Here is a 17,466-nt window from a genome sequence, read left to right as displayed (position 1 = left end):
CTCGTACGAGTGGTCTTCGGCGGTGGAGCCGGGCGGGCCGATCATGAGCGGTAAAGTTAGGCTTACCTAAGTCAAGGGAGAGCCCTGCTGTGACCCTCACCGTCGGCACCGCCACGCCGGCCCCCGCCGGCGACGCGATCCTGCGCCGCCAGCGCATCCGCGAGTCGGCCGCCCGCACCTACGCCCGGTCGTTCCCGATCGTGCCGGTCCGGGCCAACGGCATGACGGTGGAGGGCGCCGACGGCCGCCGCTACCTGGACTGCCTCTCCGGCGCGGGCACCCTCGCCCTCGGTCACAACCACCCGGTGGTGCTGGAGGCGATCCGCCGCACCCTGGACAGCGGCGCACCCCTCCACCTGCTCGACCTGGCGACCGCCGAGAAGGACGACTTCACCACCGCCCTGCTGGAGAGCCTCCCCGCCGGCTTCGCCGAGCGGGCCCGGATCCACTTCTGCGGCCCCGCCGGCACCGACGCGGTGGAGGCCGCGCTCAAGCTGATGCAGACCGCCACCGGCCGGCGCGGCGCGCTCGCCTTCACCGGCGCGTACCACGGCATGACCGCCGGCGCCCTCGCCGTCACCGGCAGCGTCGCGGTCAAGGAGCCGCTGCCCAGCGGCGGCGAGGTCACCCGGCTGCCGTTCCCGTACTCCTACCGCTGCCCGTTCGGGGTCGGCGGCGAGCGCGGCGCCGAGCTGTCCGTCGCGTACACCGAGCGGCTGCTGGACGACCCCTCCGGCGGGGTGCTGCCGCCCGCCGCGATGATCGTCGAGGCGGTGCAGGGAGAGGGCGGCGTCGTCCCCGCGCCCGACGGCTGGCTGCGCGAGATGCGGCGGATCACCACCGAGCGCGGCATCCCGCTGATCCTCGACGAGGTGCAGACCGGCGTCGGCCGGACGGGCGCGATGTGGGCCGTCGAGCACAGTGGTGTGGTGCCCGACGCGATGGTCCTGTCCAAGGCGATCGGCGGCAGCCTGCCGCTGGCCGTGGTGGTCTACCGCGAGGAGTACGACGGCTGGCGGCCCGGCGCGCACACCGGCACCTTCCGCGGCAACACCCTCGCCATGGCGGCCGGCGCGGCGACGCTGCGCTTCGTCGCCGCCAACGGGCTGGTGGCGCGCGCGGAGACGGTCGGCGCCCGGATGGCCGCCCGCCTGGACGGCGCGCGCGGCCGGCTGCCGGTGATCGGCGACGTCCGCGGCCGCGGCCTGATGCTCGGCATCGAGCTGGTCGACCCCGCCGCCGAGCCCGACAGCTGCGGCGCCCTGCCGCCGGACCCGCGGCTCGCCGTCCGGGTGCGGGAGGCCTGCCTCGCCCGCGGCCTGATCGTCGAGCTCGGCGGGCGCCACGACGCGGTGCTGCGCCTGCTCCCGCCGCTCACCATCACCGACGAGCAGACGGAGGCCGTGCTGGACCGCCTCTGCGACGCGATCGCCGCGGCATGAGCGACGACGGCGCGCACGGGCCCGAGGGGCCGCGCGGGCGACCGGACGAGCGGCCCGCGGGGCACGTCCGCCGCGCTCCGGGGCCGGTCGCGCCCGGCGGGCCCGCGGGCCCGCCGCACCCGGCACTCGCGACGGCCGCGGCGCTGGGCCCGCTGCTCGACACCGTGCTGGCGGCGCTCGCCGACGGCGCGGCGCGGCGCGGCGGCCCGATCGTCGCGGGCGAGCCCGCCGCGGTCACCGCGCTGGTCCGGGAGGCGATGGCGGCCGCCCCGGGCCCCGACGCGCTGGCGCGGTTCACCGAGCTGCTCGCGTACGGCGGCGCCGACCCCGCCGACCCGGCGTGTGCCGCGCACCTGCACTGCCCGCCGCTGGCCGTCGCCGCCGCCGCGGACCTGGCGGTCAGCGCGCTCAACCCGTCGCAGGACTCCTGGGACCAGGCGCCCGCCGCGACGGCGCTGGAGACCGGGCTGCTGGCCGAGTTGGCGGCGCTGGTCGGCTTCGACCCGGCCCGCTCGGCGGGGGTGCTGACCTCGGGCGGCACGGAGTCCAACCTGATGGGCCTGATGCTGGCGCGGGACCAGCGGCTCGGCCCGGACGTGGAGTTCGACGGCGTCCCGGCCGCCGCCCGGCCGCGGATCCTCGCCTCCGCGGCGGCGCACTTCTCCGTGCAGCGCGCGGCCGCCCTGCTCGGCCTCGGCGAACGCGCCGTGCTCCCGGTCGCCGTCGACCGGACACTGCGGATGGACCCGGCGGCGCTCGCCGAGGCGCTGGCCGGGGTCCGGCGGCGCGGCGAGACGCCGGTCGCGGTGGTGGCGACCGCCGGCACCACCGACACCGGGGCGATCGACCCGCTGCCGGAGGCGGCCGAGCTGGCGGCCCGGTACGGCGCCTGGCTGCACGTGGACGCCGCGTACGGCGGCGGCGCGCTGCTCTCCGACCGGCTGGCGCCGCTGCTCGACGGCGTCGCCGCCGCGGACTCGGTCTCGCTCGACTGGCACAAGCTGGGCTGGCAGCCCGCCGCCGCCGGGGTGTTCCTGGTCCGCGACCGGGCCGGCTACGCCTCGCTGGCCCGCCGCGCCGTGTACCTGAACCCGGCCGACGACGAGGAGGCCGGCTACCCGAGCCTGCTGGGCCTGTCGCTGCGCACCACCCGCCGGCCGGACGCGTTCAAGCTGGCGGTCACCCTGCGCACGCTCGGCCGCGCCGGGCTCGGCGGGCTGGTCGACCGCTGCCACGACCTGGCGCACGCCGCCGCGGCGCTGGTGGCCGCCGAGCCGTCGCTGGAGCTGCACTGCGACCCGGTGCTGACCACCGTGGTCTTCCGCTTCCTGCCGGAGCGGCGCGCGGACGCCGACCGGGTCAACGCCGAGCTCCGCCGTGAACTGCTGCGCTCCGGCCGGGCGGTGGTGGGCCGTACCGAGCTCCCGGGCGAGGGGCCCGGCCGGGTGCGGCTGAAGCTGACCCTGCTCAACCCGCACACCACGCCCGCCGACCTGGCCGCCGTGCTGGCCGCGGTCGTGGAGACGGGCCGCCGGGTGGCGGGATCGTCCTAGCCGAATCGCCCTTCTGGGCAAGAGAATCGGAGGAATGTACACTGGCCGGGAATGCTGACGACCATTCACCGGAATGCTCCGGCCAGGGTCCGTGAACATACATTCCGCCGCCTGTCCACGTGTTTTCGGCCGTGTGCGGGCGGAATTCCGCCATCTCCTCTTCCGGACTTGCGGATTCAGCTGCGTTCGGCGGTAACTTCTCGTAGTCGCCGCCACACCGGGAGCACTCGGCTCCCAGGGACTAGCGGCGCGAGGGAGCTCCATCCATGCGTGATCGCATGACTGCTGGGCAGCCCTAGCACCCCCCAGGACCTCGTCCTTCTTCCCCCGCCCGCACCCCGGGCGGTTCCCGCCGTCTGCCCCCGGCCCGTCCCATCCCGATGGCCCGGCGCTGCGCGACGGCTGCGGTGAATTCCCCTTTCTTCTGTACTCAGTTCTGCTACGCGGAGGCCGCGGCATGAGCGAAACGCTCCTGAGCACCACATTCAGCATGTTCGAGGCGGAACCGTTCTCCGAGCGCTGCCGGGCGGTGTTCGACCGGGCGGACCACCTGTTGATCGGCGTGAGCCCGGGAAACAGCTATTTCACTTCTCGGCGGCTCGCCGAACTCGTCGTCTGGGGACGCGAGTTCTTCGACGCCGTCGACATCGTCTACGCCGATCTGCACGTGGACGCCCAGTACGCGGCGTCCGGCTACCCGCCCGAACAGGCCGAGCGGCGGGCCGCCAAGGAGGTGAAGGCCACCCGCAGACGGATCCGCGCCGCAGTGGCCGAAGCGGACCGCAGCCGGGTCGGGGTGCACGGGCTCTCCGAGTTCCAGGACCGGCCCGCCTACCGGGAGTTGCACCGCGAGGTGCTGCACGCGCTGGCCGTCGACCCGGTGCTGCGGGCGGCGACCGAGGGCATGGCCGGAGCCTTCCTGCGCTCCCGGCTGGCCGACGGCGGCGGCCCCGACGCCGGGCAGCTGGCCGCCGGGGTCGAGTACATCGCCGCCGAACTGCCGTTCTTCCTGGACACCCCGGCGCTGCTCGGCGTGGCCTCGTCGGTGTCCTGCTACCACGTCGAACTGCCGCTCACCCCGGTGCTGTTCGGCCGTTCCGAGGGCCTGCGCGCGGTGCCCGCCCAGGGGTACGCGGTGGTCCGTCCGGCCGCCGTCCCGCAGACCGCCGCCGCTGCCTGACCGACCCGCCCCAGCGTTCCGAACCAAGGAGAGACCCCGAATGACCGCGGTACAGCCCGAGTTCACGTTCCCGCTCGACCGGCGCGGCGACGTGCTCCCGGAGGAGGTGGACCTGCTGCGGGAGAAGCACCCGGTGGCCAGGGTCCGCACCATGACCGGCGACGAGGCGTGGCTGGTGAGCAGCTACGCGCTGGCCAAGCAGGTGCTGGAGGACGAGCGGTTCAGCCTCAAGGACACCGCCAACCCGGGGGTGCCGCGCCAGTACGCGCTGACCATCCCGCCGGAGGTGGTCAACAACATGGGCAACATCAACAGCGCCGGCCTGCGCAACGCCGTGATGAAGACCCTCTCGCCGCGCGCCGACCGCGAGTTGGCGGGCTGGCTGGAGGCGCAGGCGCACCGGCTGATCGACGACCTGGTCGCCCAGGGCGCCCCCGGCGAGCTGCGCGACGGCTTCACCGAGCCGTACTCGGCCGCGCTGCACTGCCGGCTGCTCGGCATCCCCACCGACGACTGGCGCCGGCTGATGGCCGGCATCGACGTCGCGTTCATCACCAGCCCGAAGCCCTTCGAGGGCTCGACCCCGAACTGGTACAAGGACCTCGGCTACATGGTCGAGCAGCTGAACGCGGAGCCCACCGAGGGCCTGCTCGGCCGGTTCGCCGAGCTGCGCCGCTCGCCGGACGCCGCGGACCGGGTGAGCGACGAGCTGCTCGCCACCGTCGCCCTCTCGCTGTTCGGCGCGGGCGCGGTCTCCACCTCCTCGTTCCTGCTGCACGCGATCATCTACCTGGTGGAGCGGCCCGAGCTCGCCGAGCGGATCCGCCGCGAGCCGCAGGTGATCGGCCGGGCGGTGGACGAGCTGCTGCGCTACAACCTGTCGATCGGCGACGCGCTGCCCCGGATCGCGCTCGCCGACGTGCGGCTGGGCGAGGTGGAGGTGAAGCGGGGCGAGCTGGTGCTGGTGCTGATCGAGGGTGCCAACAACGACCCGGAGGTCTTCCCGCACCCGGAGCGGATCGACTTCGACCGGGAGTCCAACCCGCACCTGGCGTTCGGCGGCGGCCGGCACTTCTGCCCGGCCTCGGCGCTGGGCCGCACCCACGCGGAGATCGCGATCACCGCGCTGGTCGAGCGGCTGCCCGAGCTGCGGCTCGCCCTCCCGGTGGAGCAGCTGGCCTGGCGCCCGGGCTTCATCAAGCGCCTGCCGGAGCGCCTGCCGGTGGTCTGGTGACGGGCGGGACGGCGGCTATTCGGGGGAGCCGCCGTCCAGCAGGATGCGGTGGATCCGCTCCCACTGCTCCGGGTCGGCGGCGACCAGCAGGCCCTCCTGGCAGCCGGGGGCCTCGGGCCGGTAGGGGAGGCCGTCCAGCCGGGCGGAGCGGCCGCCGGCCTCGCTGACCAGCAGCGAGCCGGGCGCGTGGTCCCACGGCAGGGTGCGCCAGTACAGGATGAAGTCCTGCTCGCCGGCGGTGATCAGCGGGTACTCGATCCCGGCCGAGCTGCGGCCGGGATCGAGGTGGCCGAAGGCCCGGGCGTTGGCCCGCAGCCGGTGGTGGGTCGCCGGGTCGAGGAAGCGGGTCTTCAGGACGCCGCGCCACTTCTCCGGCTCCGCGGCGGGCGGCGGGCAGGTCAGCCGGTGGCCGTCGCGCCAGGCGCCGGCGCCGAGCTCGGCGCTGTACGCCGTCCCGGTGACCGGCTGCCAGATCCAGGACGCCACGGTCTGCCCGGCGCGGACCAGCGCGGCCATCACCGCGAAGTCCGGGCGGCCGGCCACGAAGTTCGAGGTGCCGTCCACCGGGTCGACCAGCCAGACGGCGGGCTCGGTGTGCAGGGAGCGGGCCAGCTCGGGGTCGGCGGAGACCGCCTCCTCGCCGACCACCGGCACCGGCAGCAGTTCGCGCAGCCGACGGGAGATGATCTGCTCGGCCTCACGGTCGGCGACCGTGACCACCTCGCCGGGCGCCTTCTCCATCACCTCGCCGGCGGCCAGCGCCCGGAACCGGGGTTCCACCGCCTCCGCCGACGCCTCGGCGAGGATCTCCGCCACCTTCTCCATCAGCACGCGCGCGCTCCCTTCGCTGCTACCACTCTCGCACGTCCGTGCGGGCGGTCGCGCAGTGGACGGCGCGCCGACCAGCGGTTACCGCGGGTCGGCGGGGTCCAGGTAGTGGAACGCCGGGCGCGGGTGCATCAGGAACTCGTGGTGCGAGATGTTCCAGGCATACGCGCCGGCCATCGCGAAGAGCAGCCGGTCGCCGGCCCGCAGCGCGGCGACCGGGGTGCGGGCGGCGAGCACGTCCTTGGGGGTGCACAGCTGGCCGGAGACGGTGACCGGGGTGCCGGTGACGCCGGGGCGGGGCCAGGGGTGCGGCCAGTGGTCGACGGGCAGCACGGTGAAGGGCTGGGAGTGACCGCGGGTGGCCGGGGTGCGCAGGTGGTGGGTGCCGCCGCGGACCACCGCGAAGTCCTCGCCGTGGCTGTGCTTCACGTCGAGCACCTCGGTGGCGTACCAGCCGCAGTACGCGGTGAGGGCGCGGCCGGGTTCGATCCGCAGGGTCAGGTCGGGGTGCGGGGCCAGCAGCTTGCCGAGGCCCTCGCCGAACCGGGCCCAGTCGAAGCGGGCGTCCGGGTCGTCGTAGTCGACGGCCATCCCGCCGCCGACGTTGACCTCGTGCAGCGGGAGGCGGTGGCGGGCGGCCAGCTCGGTCGACCAGGTGACGATCCGCTCGGCGAGGCGCAGCTGCTCCTCGGCGGGCAGGCCGCTGGCCAGGTGGGCGTGGATGCCGCGCAGCCGCAGGTGCTCGAAGCCGGGGGAGGCCAGCAGGGCGAGGCAGGCCTCGATCCGGTCGGGGTCCATGCCGAACGGGGTCGGGCGGCCGCCCATGGCCAGCGCGACGCCGGCGAGCGCGCCGTCGCCGACCGGGAGGTTGGCGCGGAGCAGGACGTCCACCGGACGGTCGGCGGCCGAGGCCGCCGCGGCGAGCGCGTGCAGCTCGCGCTCGCTCTCCACGTGCCAGCGCCGGACGGCGGGCAGCCGCAGCGCGGCGGCGATCTCCTCGGGCGTCTTGCCGGGGCCGCCGAAGGCCAGCGGCGCGTCCGGGACGGTGGCGTGGACGTGCGCCAACTCGCCGCCGGAGGACACCTCGTAGCCGTCCACCAGGCCGCTGAGCGCGGCCAGCACCGGCGCCTCCGGGTTGGCCTTGGCGGCGTAGTACAGCTCGACCCGCTCGGGCAGGGCGGCGCGGACCGCGGCGGCGTGGGAGCGCAGCGCCGCGAGGTCGTACAGGTACGCCGGCAGCTCGGCCAGCTCGGCCAGCTCGGCCAGCTCGGCCGCGGCGGTCGGGACGGTCGCGGCGGTCACACGTACTCCTTGGCGGGTGCGGCGGCGGGGACGGCTGCGGTCGCGGGCAGCGGGGCGCAGGCCCCGGCGGGCAGGGACAGCGGGGAGGCCAGCGGGACGTAGCCCGCCTCCCGGTCGGGGCGGCGGGTCCACCGGGTGAGCAGGTTGGCCTTGGCGGGGAGCGGGACGCCGGCCAGCAGGGCGGCCAGCCGGGGCGGGCAGCCGTGGGCGTCGGCGTACGCGCCGAGCGCCGCGCCGACCTCCTCCCAGAGCCCGGCCTCCAGCTCGGGGTGCCGGTCGGCGAGGGCGGCGAGCAGCTCGGCGAGGTGGTTGACGAGCAGGCAGTAGACCACGCGGTCCCAGCCGCGCTGCGCGTCGTAGGTCATCGGCGCGGCGACGTCGGCGGGGAGGGCGGCGAGCAGGGCGGCGTTGTGCTCGGGGAGCAGCTTGGTGCCCTCCAGGTCGCGGAAGAGCACCTGGGCGGGGCGGCCGTCGGCGTCGACGCAGACCAGGACGTTCTGCAGGTGCGGTTCCAGCACGATGCCGTGGTCGAAGTAGGCGGCGAGCACGGGCGGGACGACCAGCCTCAGGTAGGCGGCCCACCAGGCGCGGGCGGCCGCGGCGTCGCCGCCGGCGAGCAGCGCGGAGACCTGGGCGGGGCTGGTCGGGTACTCGTCGGCGACGGCGGCGGCGAGCAGCGGGGTGAGGCCGGGCCGGACGACCTCGTCCAGGCCCTCCCGGACGATCAGCCCGAAGCCCTCGAACAGCGCGGTGTCGGGCGTGCCGTCGGTGCCGGGCAGGGCGAGGGTGCGGAAGGCGGGCTCGCGCAGCATCGCCGCGTCGGGGAAGCGCCCGGCCAGGTCGGCGAGCGGTTCGGCGAGCAGCCGGGTCAGGGTGACGGCGCCGGTGAGCTCGTAGGCGGAGTTCTTCCGCAGGCAGTTGGTGATCCGCACGTTGAGGCTGAACTTGAGGAACGCGCCCTCGCCGTAGAGGGTGCGCACCGAGGCGGTGGCCGCGTACGGGGTGCCGCCCTCGCCGAGGTCGAGGACGTCGCCGCGGTCCAGGGCGGCGCGCAGCAGCGGGTGGTCGGCGAGCAGTTGGTACTGCCAGGGGTGGGCGGGCAGCAGGGTGTAGCCCTCGGGGACGGCGCGCAGCCCGTCCAGGTGGGCGAGCGCGGCCGGGTCGGCGGTGTCCTGGGCGATGTACTCGGTGCGGACGGCGAGGTGGCGAAGCCGGAACGCGGCGCGCGCCTCGGGGGCGTAGTCGGACCAGGAACCGCGGGCGGCGGAGCGGGACTTGGGCGCCGGGTGGAAGCGGTGGCCGAAGAGCAGGGCCTGCTCGGACTCCAGGTACGGGTCGCCGCCGGCGGCCGGGCGGGCGGCCAGCGCGGCGTCGACGCCGTGGTGGCTGGAGGCGACCTGGTCGAGGAACTCCTCGTTGGCCACGCCGGTGCGCAGGGTGAGTTCCGCGCGGACGTGCTCGGCGAGCTCGCGCCAGGCCAGCTCCCGCCAGCCGTCCGGGGTCCGCTCGGTGACCGGGCCGGTGAAGCGGTGCGCGCCGAGCAGCGAGGTGCGGCGCAGCGCGACCCGCAGCAGGGCGCCGCGGCGGGGGAGGCGGATCAACAGGGTGCCGTCGGCGACGGCGGTCTGGTGTTCGGGTGCGGAGACCTCGCGGAGCAGGCAGTTCAGCAGGGTGTGGGCGACGGCGTGGTCGGCGGTGGGCAGGGCGTCCGGGCCCGCCGCCGTGGGATGGCGGTCGGTCTGCGTGGTTGTCATCGGGGGCTCCAGCGGGTCAGGAGGACGAGTGTGGCGGCGAGCGCGGCCGCGGCGGTGCCGGCGAGCACGGGGGCGGTCGGGCCGAAGGCGCCGTTGACCAGGGCGGCGGCGGTACCGGCGGCGACCGCGCCGCCCTTGGAGACCAGCTCCAGGGTGCCGAACATCCGCCCCGGGGCGCGGCCTTCGGCGGCGGCCGCGGCGAGGACCGACAGGCAGACCAGGCCGAGGGTGAGGCCGGCGCCGAGGACCGTGCGGGCGAGGACGAAGGCGGGCAGCGAGTGGGCGGCGCCGTGCCCGGCGAGGCCGAGGCCGACCAGCGCGAAGGCGGCGAACAGGCCGGTGCGCGGCCGGTGGTGGAACAGGTGGTGGATGCGGCCGGCGGTGAGCAGGTACACCAGGTGCGGCAGGGCGAACAGCACGCCGGAGACCGTGCCGGAGACTCCGGGCAACTGCTGCTCGACCAGGGCGATCAGGTACGGGAAGGAGACGATGGTGGCGAAGACGAAGGCGAACTCGAAGAGGTAGAGCAGGCGCAGCTGCTTCGCCGGGGCGGCCGTCGGGCCGGTGGCCGCGGCCTGGCCGGGCGGCTGCTCGGGCTCCGGGAGGAAGGCGAGCAGGGCGGCGGCGGCCAGCGGCAGCACGGCCATCAGCAGGTACTGCCGGTGCGGCGGTATCCACGGGGAGAGCGCGCCGACCAGGATCGGCGCGGCGACCAGCGAGGCGCGGGCGCTGCCCTGCATCAGGGTGAGCGCGCGGGAGAGGTCGGAGCCGCGCAGCGCGGCGCCGAGGTAGCCGTTGGTGGCGGCGAAGGTGCCGCCGAGGAAGCCCTGGAGGACCAGGGCGACGGTGAAGCCGGCCAGCGAGTCGGCCGCGCCCGCCAGCAGGAAGGAGACGGTGAGCCCGAGTTGGGCGCGCAGCAGCAGTCGCTTGCGGCCGAAGCGGTCGGCCAGCCGCCCCCAGAACGGGGCGCCGAGCGCGCTGAACACGGTCGGCACGATGTACAGCAGCCCGGCCCAGTGCCCCTCGCGGTCGCCCAGGGTGGGCAGGATCTCGGTGAGGTACGGCGGCAGGCCGAGTGCGGCGAACGAGGCGACGAAGTAGCAGGCGGCCACCGCGTGCACCTGGCGGCGGTCCAGCCCGGTGGGCCGGCCCGCGGCGAGGGCGCCGCGTTCCAGCGCCCCGGTGCTCACGACCGCCCCGCGCGGAGCAGGTAGTTGGGCCCGCTGGTGTAGTGCTTGTTGATGTCGGCGGCGCCGGAGCGGTCCTTGGCCAGCAGGGTGCCGGCGGTCACCATCGCCTTGACCGGCAGCCGTTCGGCCTCCAGCAGGTCGCGGCGGAGCGCGGCGCCGTCCTCGCCGAGCCGGTCGACGGCCGCGGTGAGGGTGTCGTGCAGCAGGCCGAGGCCTTCCTCCAGCGGGAGGCGGCCGTGCTCGGCGAGGCCGAAGGCGAGGGCGGCGGTGCACAGGTGGCCGGTGATGGTGGTGAACAGGTCGGTGAGTGCCCGGTCCCCGTCGCCGAAGATCCGCTCGTCGTCGAACAGGTCGCGGTAGGGGGCGAGGCCGCCGAGCCGGGTCAGGTTGATCCGGGGGCCGTCGTTGTCCTTGTAGAGCAGGCGCAGCCGGGTCCGGCCGCGGTGGGTGTCGAGCACCAGCGAGGTGTTCTGCTGGTGCGACTCCAGTGCGATGCCGTACCCGAACAGCGTGGTCTGCCAGTCCAGCAGCAGCTCCAGCAGCTCGCGGTACAGCTCGCGGACGGAGCCGGCGAAGAAGCGGTCGGCGAGGTGGTCGACGACCAGCCGGCCGCCGGGTGCCGGGGCGAGCAGCGCGGCGAGCGGGACGGTGACCGCGTCGCCCAGGCCGGCCGGGTAGCGGCGGAGCAGGACGGCCAGCAGCTCGTCGCCGGCGGCCTGCGCGTGGCACTGCTCGTCGGCGTGCAGGACGCGCCCGGCGAGGCGGGGTTCGCGCTCCAGCACGGCCTGCAGCAGCAGTTGGCCGGCGGCGCCGTCGGCGAGCGTGCCGGGCTTGATGGTGCGCCGGTTGCGCATCCCCAGGGTGGCGGTGGCCAGCGGCAGCTTGAGGTGGACCGAGGGCTCGTGGGCGACCGCGACGGTGCGCATCGACAGGGTCGGCAGCACCTCCAGGTACGGCTCGTCGATCAGGATCGCGCCGGGCAGGTCCGGCAGGTGGTCGACGGTCAGCGGGTGCACCGGGATGGTCAGGAACGGCCCGTCCACGCCGAGCTGCCGGGCGCTGGGCCACCAGCCGGGGAGCGGTGCCACGCCGTGCACGTCCAGCTCGCCGACCGGCACGGCCAGCCAGCGCAGCTCGAAGGACGGGTGGAACTCCGGCGCGTACGCGCGCAGTTGCCCGTCGGTGAGGCCGGATCGGCCGCGCGCGGTGGGGTACACCGGGTGGTCGAGGTAGGCGGCCAGGGTGTCGAAGGCGAGCGAGGAGCCGAGGCCGGTCCACTGGGCCGGGTCCTTGCCGTACGCCTCGGCGAGCCGGTCGTGCACACCGTCCCGGACGTCCTCGTGCAGCTCCATGGTGGCCAGGGTCTGCCGGCACTCCTCGGCGAAGGCCAGGTGGCCGGCGCGGTCCAGCGGGTCGGCGTCCGCGGCCAGCCGCATCAGGATCTCCGGGAGCTCGGTCAGCTCCTCGCCGTCGGCCTCCAGCAGTGGCAGCCGGACGGCGTCCTCGCACTGGAAGCCCTCGGCGGCCACCGGCAGGGCGAACCGGCCGCTGCGCAGCCACCGCCCGTCGGCCCGCGGCTCCTCGACGGCGCCGGTGCGCAGGCCCAGCACGTCCTCGCGCAGCAGCGCGGAGAGCACCCGCAGGGTCAGCAGCTCGGCCGGGGTCACGGGGTGATCTCCCAGCGGTTGGCGGCGACGAACCCGGCGACGGCCTCGTCCGCCTCCTGCTGGCTCGGGCCGATCGCCCAGACCACGCCCAGGTAGTCGCGGTTGGTCCGGTAGTGCTCGTGGGTCTCGCCGACCGCGCGGGCGGGCCGGTAGGAGAGGGTGATGCCGTCGGCCTCGCTGTCGTACGGGCCGGGGGCGGCGGTGAGGGTGCCGGCCCGGTCGGCGAGGACCGCCTGGTTGCGGGCCCGGCGGTCGGTGCGCAGGCCGAGGTCGGCGGGCAGCCGCTCGCCGAGGTGGGCGCGCAGCACCAGCTCGAAGAGCGGGATGTCGAGGATCTTCGCCAGCATCAGGTCGCACTGGTCGCCGATGGCCCGGTAGTTGACCTCGATGAGCCGGGCCCGGCCGTCCGGCTGGACGACGAACTCGGTGTGGCAGGCGCCGAGTCCGACGCCGAGCGCGTCGAGCTGGGCGAGCACCTGCGCGGTGACGTCCTGCGGGTGGGCCGGGACGTAGGTGAGGACCTCCTCGATGAAGTCCGGCGGCGGGGAGAGCCGGGTCCGGAAGCCGCCGAGGACGTGCCGGGTGTGCCCGTCGCCGAGGGTCTCCAGGGTGTGCAGCTCGCCCGCCAGGAACTCCTCCACCACCAGCGTGGCCCCGGCCCGCCGGGCGCGGATCTCCGCGCACCGGCGGGCGAGTTCGGCGGCGTCGGCGACCAGCGAGACGTCCTCGCTGGCCACCCCCTCGCGCGGCTTGACCACGCACGGGAAGACCAGGTCCAGCCCGGCCGGGTCCGCGCCGGGCGCCAGCTCGGCGGAGCGGACCTCGTCCAGGCCGGTCAGCGCCAGGTGGCGGCGCAGCAGGCCCTTGTCCTTGGCGCGCAGCGCGGCCTTCCAGCCCTTGGCGGGCAGCCCGAAGTACTCGGCGGCCAGCGCGGTCTGCGTCTGCAGGTGGTCGCTGTTGCTGAACACCGCGTCGGGGGCCGCCAGTTGCGAGACAGTACTGATCACCGCACGGAAGTCGCGGACCTCGCACTCGACCAGCTCCGGTCTGAACTCCCGGCCGGCGTAGGCCCGGCGGTGGTCCTCGACGCTGTCGGTCAGCACCGTGACGTCGAGACCGAGCTTCGCCGCCGCCGGCAGGAAGCCGTCGGTGACCGAGTCGGTCGGGTTCAGGGCGAGCAGGTAGAGCCGCATGGTGATCAGTCCCCGATGGAAGTGGTGTGGTGGGAGGGTTACTTGGGCGCGTCGACGCCGGCGGCCTTGGCGATGTCCTTGAGCATCTCGTCGGCGGCCTGCACCCCGATGCCGGACATCCAGATCTCGTCCGGCACGGTGAAGACCTTGCTGTTCTTCACCGCGTTCAGGCCCTGCCAGACGGCGGTCTGCTGGACCTCGCCCTGCTTGGTCTTGGACGGGTCGTCGGAGCTGGTGACGAACACCAGGTCGGCGTCGGCCTGGTTGATCTGCTCCGGGCTGACCTCCAGCATCGCCTTGTCGACGTCCGGGGCCTGGACGGCGCGGCCCATGCCGACGTCCTTCAGCACCACGCCGCTGAACGAGGCGTTCTGGTACAGCCGGGTCGGGCCGGCCACGAAGCGGACCACGGAGACGGTCGGCGCCTTGCCGGCGTACTTGGCCTTGACCGCCTCGCCGAGCTTGGCGGCCCGGGCCTCGTAGTCGGCCAGCGCCTTCTTCGCCTCGGCGTCCTTGCCCAGCGCCTGCGCGTACAGCGCCAGGTTCTCCTTCCACGGCTGGCCGGTGGTCTCGGCCATCACGGTCGGGGCGATGGCGTTGAGCTTGTCGTACACCTTCTGGTGGCGGACCTTGGAGGTCAGGATCAGGTCCGGCTTGAGGGAGGCGATCAGCTCCAGGTTCGGCTCGGCCATCGGGCCGACGTCCTTGGTGCCGTCGATCTTGCCCTTGAGGTACGCCGGGAAGCCGCCCTCGGTCTTCAGGTGCGGGGCGACCGCGCCGACCGGGGTGATGCCGAGCAGGGTGACGTCGTCCAGCTCGCCGGAGTCCAGCACCACGACCTTCTTCGGCTGCGCCTTGATCTCGGCGGTGCCCATCGCGTGCTTGACGCTGCGCGGGAAGACCGCGGCGGAGTCGCCCGCGGCCTGGCTCGCGGCCGGCTTGGCGTCGGTGGTGCCCTCGCTGCCGCAGGCGGCCAGCAGGGTGGTGGAGAGCAGGGCGGCGAGCACGGCGGCGGGGAGTCTGCGGTTGATCATGGTTCTGTCCTTGCGGGAGTGTTTTCGGGCAGGGTCGGGGCCGGCGGCGCGCAGGGGCGCCGCCGGAAGCTCGGGGTGCGGGGTCAGCGGCGGGCCAGCGGCACGACCAGCGGGGTGCCGGTCTCGGGGTCGGGGATCACGCGGCAGGGGACCTGGAAGACCTGCTCGACCAGCTCGGCGGTGAGCACCTCGCCGGGCGGGCCGGCCGCGGCCGGCTCGCCGTCGTGGAGCACCACCAGGTGGTCGGCGTAGCGGGCGGCCTGGCCGAGGTCGTGCAGCACCATGACCACCGTCCGCCCGGCGTCCCGGTGCAGGTCGGTGACCAGGTCGAGGACGTCCAGCTGGTGCCGCAGGTCCAGGAAGGTGGTCGGCTCGTCGAGCAGCAGCAGGTCGGTGTCCTGGGCCAGGGCCAGGGCGATCCAGGCGCGCTGGCGCTGGCCGCCGGAGAGCTGGTCCACCGGGCGGTCGCGCAGCGCGTCGGTGCCGGTCCGGCGCAGCGCCTCCTCCACGGCCGCCTGGTCGGTGGCCGACCAGGGGGTGAGCATCCGCTGGTGCGGGTAGCGGCCGAGCCGGACCAGCGCCTCCACGGTGACCGCCTCCGGGGTGACCGGCTGCTGCGGCAGCAGGCCCATCCGGCGGGCCAGTGCCCGGGCGGGCATCCGGTGGATGTCGGCGCCGTCCAGGGTGACCGTGCCGGCCGCCGGGTCCAGCAGCCGGACCAGACCGCGCAGCAGGGTCGACTTGCCGCACGCGTTGGGGCCGACGATCGCGGTGACCGCGCCGCCCGGCAGCTCCAGGTCCAGGCCGCGGACGACCGGGCGGTCGCCGTACCGCAGGTGCAGGCCGTGCGCGGCCAGCCGTCCGGTGCCGGCCGAGGGGCCGGCGGCGGTGGCGGCGGTGCTGGCGGTGGTCATCAGGAACTCCTCTGCGGCAGTCGGCCCTGGCGGATCATCAGCACCAGCAGCCAGGGGGCACCGAGCGTCGCGGTGACGGCGCCGACCGGCAGGCCGTGCACCGGCAGCACGTGCAGGACGAGGTGGTCGGCGGCCAGCAGCAGCAGCGAGCCGGTCAGCGCGGTGAGCGCCAGCGTCGCCGGGGTCGGCGGGCCCGCCAGCAGTCGCGTCAGGTGCGGCACCGCCAGCGCCACGAACGCGACCGGCCCGGTCAGCGCGGCGGCCAGCGAGGCCAGCACCACGGCGAGCAGCAGCAGGCCGAGGCGGTTGCGGTGCGGGTCCAGGCCCAGGCCGCCGGCCGAGTCGTCGCCCAGGTCCAGCACCGCGACCCGGCGGTTCAGCAGGAACACCGCGGCCACCGCGACCGCGATCGCGCCGCCCGCCGCCCACACCTCGGGCCAGGTCCGGCCGTACAGCGAGCCGGTGGTCCACTGCAGCGCCTGGCCGGCCAGCTCCGCCGGGAAGCGGACGATCATCAGGTTGACCGCCGCCGCCAGCCCCGCCTGCACCGCCAGGCCCACCAGCACCAGCCGGGTCACCGCCATCCGCGAGCGCCAGGCGAACGCGCCGAGCAGCGCCGCGGCGAGCAGCCCGCCGCCGAGCGCCGCCAGCGGGGTGAGCGCCTGCGGGGCGCCGGTGGCCAGCAGCAGCACCGCGCCGAACGAGGCGCCGCCGGTGACGCCGATGACGTCCGGCGAGGCCAGCGGGTTGCGGAACAGCCGCTGCAGCAGCGAACCCGCCACCGCCAGCCCGGCGCCCGCGATCAGTGCCGACAGCACCCGCGGCGCGCGGAACTCCCGCACCACCAGCACGTCGCCGTCCGCGCCGAACCCGAACAGCGCGCGCAGCGCGTCCGGCAGCGGGATCCGCACCTGGCCGGTGGAGAGCGCCAGGCCGGTCGTCAGCACCAGCAGGACGGCGGCACCGGCGATCAGCAGCAGGCTGCGGCTGCGGGCACGGGCGAGCGCACCGGAGCCGGGCCGCGCCGCGACCTGCTTCGCGACCTGCTCCTCGACCGGCGTGGACGGGCTCACCGGGACGCCACCTTCCGTGCCAGCACCGCGAGCAGCGGGGCGCCGAGGAACGCGGTGACGATCCCGACCTCGATCTCGGACGGGCGCACCACCAGCCGGCCCAGCACGTCGGCCGTCAGCAGCAGCACCGGACCGGCGATCAGACAGCCCGGCACCAGCACCCGGTGGTCGTTGCCCAGCAGCGGACGCACCAGGTGCGGCGCCGCCAGGCCGATGAACGCCACCGGACCGGCCACCGCGACCGAGCCGGCCGCCAGCAGCACCACCGCCAGGCCGCCCAGTACCCGGATCCGGGCCACCGGCACGCCGAGCGCCTGCGCGGTCTCGTCGCCGAGCGCCAGCGCGTTCAGCGCGGGGGAGACCAGGAGGGCCAGCACGATCCCGACCGCGATCAGCGGCAGCACCTGGTAGAGCACGTCCAGGCTGCGCCCGCTGATCGAACCGGCCAGCCAGAACCGCGCCTCGTCCAGGGTGCGGCGGCTGGCCAGCATCAGCGCCGACGTCCAGGACGCCAGCACCGCGGACAGCACGGTGCCGCCGAGCGCCAGGCGCACCGGGTCCAGGTCGCCCGAGCGCCGGGCCATGCCGTACGCGAGCAGGGCGGCGCCGGCCGCACCGGCGACCGCGAACCAGACGAACTCCAGCGGGTGGGTGAGGCCCAGCGCGAAGATCGCGGCGACCACCGCGAAGCTCGCCCCGGCGTTGATCCCCAGCGTGGTCGGCGAGGCCAGCGGATTGCGGGTCACGCCCTGGGCGACCGCCCCGGCCACGCCGAGCGCGGCCCCGACGGTCACCCCGATGACGGTCCGCGGCACGCGCAGTCCGACCACCACGTCGGCGTCGCCGCCGTGCGCCGTACCGGACAGGGCGTCAATCACCGCGGAGAGCGGGATGGATCGCGATCCGAGGGCGAGGCTGAGCGCCGCGCACAGCACGAGCACGCCGACGCCGGCGACCAGCAGCAGCAGGGGCCGCCGGGTCGCCGGGAGCCGAGGTGCCGGGGCCGTGGGCGCCGGTGGTTCGGTTCTGAGCACGAGATCAAAGTTTGGTGAGGCTTGCCTTAATTAGTCAAGCCCGGGGTGGCTGTGTGTAAGGTGAGCCT

General features: G+C 75.3%; 14 protein-coding genes. 4 read left to right on the top strand and 10 right to left on the bottom strand.

Annotation, left to right across the window (positions count from 1 at the left end; translation table 11 throughout):
- The first annotated feature begins 89 nt into the window (after positions 1–89).
- The 4 genes from ACGFX4_RS02965 (at position 90) to ACGFX4_RS02950 (ending at position 5,409) form a co-directional block, all read left to right on the top strand.
- Positions 90–1,442, top strand: a complete 1,353-nt coding sequence (locus ACGFX4_RS02965; protein ID WP_393069703.1) for a diaminobutyrate--2-oxoglutarate transaminase family protein — start codon at positions 90–92, stop codon at positions 1,440–1,442.
- On the top strand, positions 1,439–2,995 hold the full coding sequence (locus ACGFX4_RS02960; RefSeq protein ID WP_393069702.1) for a pyridoxal phosphate-dependent decarboxylase family protein: 1,557 nt from the start codon (positions 1,439–1,441) through the stop codon (positions 2,993–2,995). Before ACGFX4_RS02965 ends, ACGFX4_RS02960 begins: the two co-directional genes overlap by 4 nt.
- A 457-nt stretch (positions 2,996–3,452) precedes the next feature.
- Positions 3,453–4,175 (top strand): tRNA-dependent cyclodipeptide synthase, encoded by a 723-nt coding sequence (locus tag ACGFX4_RS02955; RefSeq protein WP_393069700.1) that lies wholly within the window; start codon positions 3,453–3,455, stop codon positions 4,173–4,175.
- 40 nt (positions 4,176–4,215) lie between these two features.
- Positions 4,216–5,409 carry a cytochrome P450 gene (locus tag ACGFX4_RS02950; RefSeq protein WP_393069698.1) on the top strand — a complete coding sequence of 398 codons (1,194 nt, stop codon included), beginning with the start codon at positions 4,216–4,218 and terminating at the stop codon, positions 5,407–5,409.
- 15 nt (positions 5,410–5,424) lie between these two features.
- Here the strand turns inward: ACGFX4_RS02950 and ACGFX4_RS02945 are convergent, their stop codons facing one another.
- The 10 genes from ACGFX4_RS02945 to ACGFX4_RS02900 all read right to left on the bottom strand — a co-directional run bounded on the left by ACGFX4_RS02945 (position 5,425) and on the right by ACGFX4_RS02900 (position 17,332).
- A complete protein-coding gene (locus ACGFX4_RS02945; RefSeq protein ID WP_393069787.1) occupies positions 5,425–6,234 on the bottom strand; it encodes an inositol monophosphatase family protein in 810 nt (269 codons plus the stop codon).
- A gap of 84 nt (positions 6,235–6,318) precedes the next feature.
- On the bottom strand, positions 6,319–7,539 hold the full coding sequence (locus ACGFX4_RS02940) for a type III PLP-dependent enzyme (RefSeq protein WP_393069696.1): 1,221 nt from the start codon (positions 7,537–7,539) through the stop codon (positions 6,319–6,321).
- Positions 7,536–9,293, bottom strand: coding sequence for an IucA/IucC family protein (locus tag ACGFX4_RS02935; protein WP_393069694.1), 1,758 nt, complete (start codon positions 9,291–9,293; stop codon positions 7,536–7,538). The genes ACGFX4_RS02940 and ACGFX4_RS02935 overlap by 4 nt, the downstream gene beginning before the upstream one ends.
- Positions 9,290–10,483, bottom strand: coding sequence for an MFS transporter (locus ACGFX4_RS02930; protein WP_393069693.1), 1,194 nt, complete (start codon positions 10,481–10,483; stop codon positions 9,290–9,292). Before ACGFX4_RS02930 ends, ACGFX4_RS02935 begins: the two co-directional genes overlap by 4 nt.
- Entirely contained in the window at positions 10,480–12,150 is a 1,671-nt protein-coding gene (locus ACGFX4_RS02925) for an IucA/IucC family protein (RefSeq protein ID WP_393069691.1), read from the bottom strand. The genes ACGFX4_RS02930 and ACGFX4_RS02925 overlap by 4 nt, the downstream gene beginning before the upstream one ends.
- Positions 12,147–13,343, bottom strand: coding sequence for an acetyl-CoA carboxylase biotin carboxylase subunit family protein (locus ACGFX4_RS02920; protein ID WP_393069690.1), 1,197 nt, complete (start codon positions 13,341–13,343; stop codon positions 12,147–12,149). The genes ACGFX4_RS02925 and ACGFX4_RS02920 overlap by 4 nt, the downstream gene beginning before the upstream one ends.
- Before the next feature lie 38 nt (positions 13,344–13,381).
- Entirely contained in the window at positions 13,382–14,377 is a 996-nt protein-coding gene (locus tag ACGFX4_RS02915) for an ABC transporter substrate-binding protein (protein ID WP_393069689.1), read from the bottom strand.
- An 83-nt stretch (positions 14,378–14,460) separates the two neighbouring features.
- A complete protein-coding gene (locus ACGFX4_RS02910) occupies positions 14,461–15,291 on the bottom strand; it encodes an ABC transporter ATP-binding protein (protein ID WP_393069687.1) in 831 nt (276 codons plus the stop codon).
- On the bottom strand, positions 15,291–16,364 hold the full coding sequence (locus ACGFX4_RS02905; RefSeq protein ID WP_393069686.1) for a FecCD family ABC transporter permease: 1,074 nt from the start codon (positions 16,362–16,364) through the stop codon (positions 15,291–15,293). Before ACGFX4_RS02905 ends, ACGFX4_RS02910 begins: the two co-directional genes overlap by 1 nt.
- On the bottom strand, positions 16,361–17,332 hold the full coding sequence (locus ACGFX4_RS02900; RefSeq protein ID WP_393069786.1) for a FecCD family ABC transporter permease: 972 nt from the start codon (positions 17,330–17,332) through the stop codon (positions 16,361–16,363). The genes ACGFX4_RS02905 and ACGFX4_RS02900 overlap by 4 nt, the downstream gene beginning before the upstream one ends.
- Positions 17,333–17,466: the final 134 nt, after the last annotated feature.

It is taken from the genome of Kitasatospora sp. NPDC048365 (assembly GCF_043200835.1).
GTDB lineage: Bacteria > Actinomycetota > Actinomycetes > Streptomycetales > Streptomycetaceae > Kitasatospora > Kitasatospora terrestris.
Note: the sequence above shows the minus strand (reverse complement) of the source record. Positions and strands in the feature narration are given on the sequence as shown.